We start from the raw sequence: 5,222 nt of genomic DNA on the forward strand, positions 1-5,222 counted from the left end.
TTTGAGTACTGTACCTGATTCAATCTTCGGTACAACCAAGGAGAATTCTTTGAGTTGCATTTTGCCCTTCGCACCTTGATGACAATTACCAGTTTACATGCTTTTCAAGCTTAACCGAACCGTATTGCGACTCAGGGCGATTTTCAATAAAAAATTGCTAGATTACATTTGTTAGATTACATTTGATTACAGGAAACCGCTGCAATCTTAACTAAATTACTAAAAAATCTAAAGTATTGATAATATAAATAAAATATCGCGCTTAAGCTGAATAATTGTTTTCCAAGTTACGTAAAATGAAATCCAGAGGTGCGACCCGTGGCGAATTTAATAATTAGATGCGGAAAGCGCACCTAATAAAAAACTTTGACCTATCTGGAGGTTTCTATGGTCAGCTACGCATCACCAATGGGAATGGGAGTTAAGTTAACAGCTAACCCAGGGGATAGAATTGCCACTGAACCCCAAACTATTGAGGAAAAAGCGAAGCAGGTTGCTGTGGATACGATTGATATTACAGGGGATCACATCAAAGTTCCCACTTACTTCGTAGTGAAATACCCTGATGGTGACACCAAGGCACTACACCATGTCAAGGATGCTGAAGCAATTTCCGATCTGATTCGGCAGATGCAACTGCAGCAAGAAGAGTGGCCTCAAGAATCAGAGGAAGTTAAACATTGGTTGAACCTACCTGGCATCCTTGTAATATTGGCTGGTTTCTTAATGACTTCCATTGTCCTAGTTGGTATTTTCTAGCTGCGCTAATCCTGCACGAGTAATCATGAATAATGAGTGATGAATGATGAACCTTAGACTATAGCTAGGGCTGTATCATTCATCCTTCATTGTTGATCATGTTCAGATTAGATGCCATTAGATGCCATGGGTTCCATTTGTCACTCACCTCAGCATCATTTGAGGTGGTGTTGTGCGCCACAATTGCTCTAAACCAACTGCTGGCATAGTTAGATACAAAAGATCACCAGCGGCTAGGTTAATTTCCAATAAATCCCAGCCATGAATCGTTTGATACTTAGTTTCTAGATACAGTGGTACAAAGTCAGCGGACCTGGCAGCATCTTTAACACGGCGTCCACAGAAGGGATGCTCGGTGGTAATCTTAGTTGCTAAGGCAACCCAAAGCGTATCACCAATCATACCATTGCCTAACACTTGTCCACCTAATGCCGCAGCTGCAAAAGAAGGAGTGGCTAATTCTGTGGGAGACAATACTGCTTCAAATTCAAACACTTGCTGTACCATGTGGGAAAAGTGGGGGTCTTGATTCCGGACAACCACTGACAATTTCGAAGCTAGACTTTTGGCACTTAGAGCAATTTCTAAATTGGCAGTATCATCACTAGTAACTGCTAAGAGGGCTTCTGCTCGTTGGATGTGTGCTGCTGTGAGTGTAGCAGGTAAACTGGCATCTCCGTGAATGACTGCAATACCAAGAGAACGAACAATGTTCAGGAAACGATTGTTGGGGTTACTTTCAATGACCACCAATTCATGGCCTTGGGCATGAAGTTGGTAGAGGATTTGGACTCCTACATTTCCCAGTCCACATACAACGTAGTGATTTCTGTAGGGAACTCTCGCAGCATCCCAAAACTGTTTGAGTCGGGTACCTAAGACAAAATCGTTTAGTAGAGCATAGCAAATCCCAATCACACCAGCCCCTACTAACATCATCACAGCAGTAAATACCTTAATAGTGTCCGGGGACTTTTCTGCTACTTCTTCTTGACCACCAGCACCCGTAATCATACCCACAGAAAAATATAGAGCATCAACAATAGAGGTTTCTAAGTTGACACACACATAAGTCAATGTGGCTGTAAAAATTATCAGGAGTAGGAAAAGGGTCACTACTAACATTGGTTGAGCATGATGCTGAAACTGTTGTAAGTTTGTGAAAACTTTCAGCAGTTTCTGTAGCCAGGATTGGCGTTTAGGACGAAACCGAGGCTGAGTACCAATAATTAAGCGATCGCCAGGTTGTAACTGTTTGCCCTGAGCTACTGCGGAAACTAGATCTAAATTCGAGTCCATCGGTAGGTAGTAGATCAACATTCGCCTACGCTCATCCCACAGGTCACTCAACTGTGTTCCCATCCAAGGGTGGCTTTCGGTGATAATTTCTTCGTGTATCGGCCAGGTTTGATTGTGTAGCTTGAGTTGCCCAATGGCTCGATTCCCCATTGCTGCGAAGGCAAATACCGGTGCTGCTAGAGAAGAAACACTCATGCTGACATGATCGGGTAGGGTCTGATCTAAACGAGTACCTAGGCTGCTATTAAACAATCGGTTAACGATCCGAATCCGTGGATTAATCACTCGTGCCTGAGTCAGGATTGCCAGATTGAGAGCATCGTCATTACAGGCGAGAACTAGGGTTTGGGCATGTTCGAGTCCAGCGGCAAGTAGGGTAGAAACAGCCCGCAAGTCTCCAATAATAATATTGTTTTCGTCACCAGGCATTATTCTGTTGCTGATGCCAACAACAGCTACTCCCTGCTGCTTCAGTAAGCGGAATATTTTGTATCCAGTGCGACCCAAGCCACAGATAATGATGCGGGGTTTCATGTGTCAACCTTGTTGACCGAAATAATAGTTGTCGTTTTGCATCTAGCTAAGTGTTCTTTTACAATTCTTATCCAAGATAGCTCAAAGAATTGTAGCGGAAGACACTGCTGCTGGGAAAGAAAGGGTAAAATCTCGCCCCGTAAGCGATTGAGGTAAGCTCGAAATACCGATTAACCTTATCCCCTGCTCCTCTGCGTGCCTGCTTCGCAAGCCGATTCAATATATAAATTAAAATAAAATCAATAAATTAGATATATAAATTAGATGATGTAGATGCCTCACAGCTGATCACTCCCTCGACCCGTCACCCCCTGATCACTTCATCTTCACAAGGAACTGGCTATAAATATCTATCAAGGTTTACTAGAAATGGGGCAGCCTCTCAATGGCTGGAAGCCTGTATTGACTTGATAGGGCAACCTCCTGCTCGTATATGAACTCGCTGTAGTCAGCTAGATTGTCCAGCCCCAGAAAGTTGAGGATGATCTCAGCTGCTAGCCAAATTGTTATTCTAACCAATAACTGCCGCCATCGTATTATCATTGCATCAGACCTCCTGAGTATAGGTGAGGGAGGTTAGGTTTATAGTTGTAATAGTCTGTTCAATTAAGTTATCAGCCTCAATTTTGTTTTTTATGCGCGCCGTATGCAGCAATTCCGTCCCGGTGCGCTTACAGTCGTCGAATTAAATTCGCCGACTGTAAGCGCACCGCTTGGTGAACGTTTCAATTCAAACTTGACAGGGCTCTAGCCGCAATGTTTAGGACTACAGTAGTAGTCGAAAATAGGGTGATAAGCTATTTTGGGGCAGATAAACTAGGATTTAGGAAAGAGGCTGAATGGGATATCACGTTATTTACGATGGCGACTGTAATCTTTGTGTGACTCTGGTACAACTATTAGAAAATCTGGATCAGGGCAAGCTATTTGATTACATACCCATGCAGGATAAAGAAGCTTGCGGAAAATTAGGGGTAACACCTCTCGAGTGTGAGATGGGTATGATTTTGATCGATGCTTCTTCTGATGATTGTCGATGGCAAGGAAGTGATGCCGCTGAAGAGATTGGGCGTCTATTGCCATTGGGTAATATCTTTGTATCCGCTTATCGGGCAATGCCTGGGGTGAAGTCGGTAGGGGATCAGGTTTACGAGCAGATTCGGGATAATCGTTACAGTTGGTTTGGTAAGCGTTCTACTACGTATAAATCGGTTTACCCAGTAGGTTGCAAGGCTAATCCCAGTTGAGGCTAGACTAGAAACTCAATCATAAGCATTCAGCCGTCAGCCTAATGCCGTCACCCTAATGCCGTCAGCCGTCAGTACCTCAAGTAGCGCATGAGCAGCAGAGCAGCAGAGCAGCAGAGCTAAATGCTTACACTCAATCAACTTTTATCCGCGCTTCTTGTAATTAGAAACACACAATTCCCTATTTTAAACTTTGGGGATAAGCTTAACCTATAGGAAAGTTGAATGTAATGTATTAGAATACTTATTTTCCTGGACTAATCATCTGATCGTGATGGGTTTTCCATCACGGAGATTGTCCCATAGGAATAGTTACATCAATACCATCAACGGCAATTGAGTGATATTCAGCCATGTCGATCGAAAAACTTAAGCCTGCCGACAAAGGAGCTGTCGGGATTTATGTTCCCTACTACCAGGGTAATAAACGGAATCTTTTACCTATAGCAATTAGCCTCTACCAACAAGGGTCTTTGGAAGGTCGTCGCCACATAGAAGGCGGTGATAGTATTCCCTTCGTTGCTACTTGGTTTGTATCTAATCTTCCTTCGGAATTAACTCGTTGCCGATTACAGTTTGATGGTAACGCGGATCTCAGTTACGAACTGACTATGCAAAATTCTGAGTTTGTGAATTACTTAATCGAAGTGATTATGAACTTTAAGCGATCGCGCATAACGGATTTTTCCAAGGCATTCTACCGCAAACTACTACGCATTGATGAATAAACAACCAGTTTTATAGCCAGTTTTATAGTTATAGGAGTGTAAATAAGGGGTGGCAAAATCCGCTAAGTATTTACTAATTGGGTCAACAGAAGCTTACAGCGGTAAGTCAGCAACGATCCTGGGAATTGCCGATCAACTGCAAGCAAAAGGGATAACGATTGCCTACTGTAAACCACTGGGTACCTTTTTGAGTAGCAATCAAGGGTCAACGATAGAGGAAGATGTCCAGTTTATCACTGACATACTTAAGTTGCCAGATAACATGGTGCGATCGCCTTTGCTGTTTATGGATGCTCAAACCATTGAAAAACGCTTGGGAGGACAAGACTCAACCGATTACCGTCAGTCTCTTCAAGACTATCTCCAACCACTAAATAGTGATGTAGTTTTGGTGGAAGGAGCAGCAACCTTGAGTGCGGGGACTCTGTTTAACTTATCATTACCAAAAGTTGCTCAGACAATTGATGCTGCTGTCTTATTGGTGGCTCGTTTTCACTCGGTTTTACTAGCAGATGCGTTGTTATTTGCTAAGCAACGTCTGGGAGAAAGCTTACTGGGAGTTTTAATTAATGATATTCCCCAAGACAAGCTATCAAGGGTAAAAACAACATTGAAACCGTTTCTGGAACGGCAAGAAATCCCAGTATTGGGAATG

Annotated in this window: 5 protein-coding genes; 4 read left to right on the plus strand and 1 reads right to left on the minus strand. The window is 43.0% G+C overall.

Translation table 11 applies throughout. The annotated features are described in order from the left end of the window. The first annotated feature begins 366 nt into the window (after nt 1–366). Nucleotides 367–759, plus strand: coding sequence for a hypothetical protein (locus tag F6K57_RS36015; RefSeq protein WP_364305526.1), 393 nt, complete (start codon nt 367–369; stop codon nt 757–759). Between the two features lie 144 nt (nt 760–903). On the opposite strand, the gene F6K57_RS36020 is transcribed toward F6K57_RS36015, so the two are convergent. Then, nucleotides 904–2,592 (minus strand): NAD-binding protein, encoded by a 1,689-nt coding sequence (locus tag F6K57_RS36020; protein ID WP_293027500.1) that lies wholly within the window; start codon nt 2,590–2,592, stop codon nt 904–906. A gap of 839 nt (nt 2,593–3,431) precedes the next feature. Here F6K57_RS36020 and F6K57_RS36025 point away from each other — a divergent pair. The 3 genes from F6K57_RS36025 to F6K57_RS36035 form a co-directional block, all read left to right on the plus strand. Continuing rightward, a complete protein-coding gene (locus tag F6K57_RS36025; RefSeq protein WP_293024549.1) occupies nt 3,432–3,839 on the plus strand; it encodes a DCC1-like thiol-disulfide oxidoreductase family protein in 408 nt (135 codons plus the stop codon). Between the two features lie 353 nt (nt 3,840–4,192). Continuing rightward, nucleotides 4,193–4,567, plus strand: coding sequence for a type IV pilus biogenesis protein EbsA (gene ebsA, locus F6K57_RS36030; RefSeq protein ID WP_008191631.1), 375 nt, complete (start codon nt 4,193–4,195; stop codon nt 4,565–4,567). A 49-nt stretch (nt 4,568–4,616) separates the two neighbouring features. Further along, on the plus strand, nt 4,617–5,222 hold a 606-nt coding region (locus F6K57_RS36035), incomplete at its 3' end, for an AAA family ATPase (protein ID WP_293072881.1).

The sequence above is a fragment of the Moorena sp. SIO4A5 genome (genome assembly GCF_010672005.1).
GTDB lineage: Bacteria > Cyanobacteriota > Cyanobacteriia > Cyanobacteriales > Coleofasciculaceae > Moorena.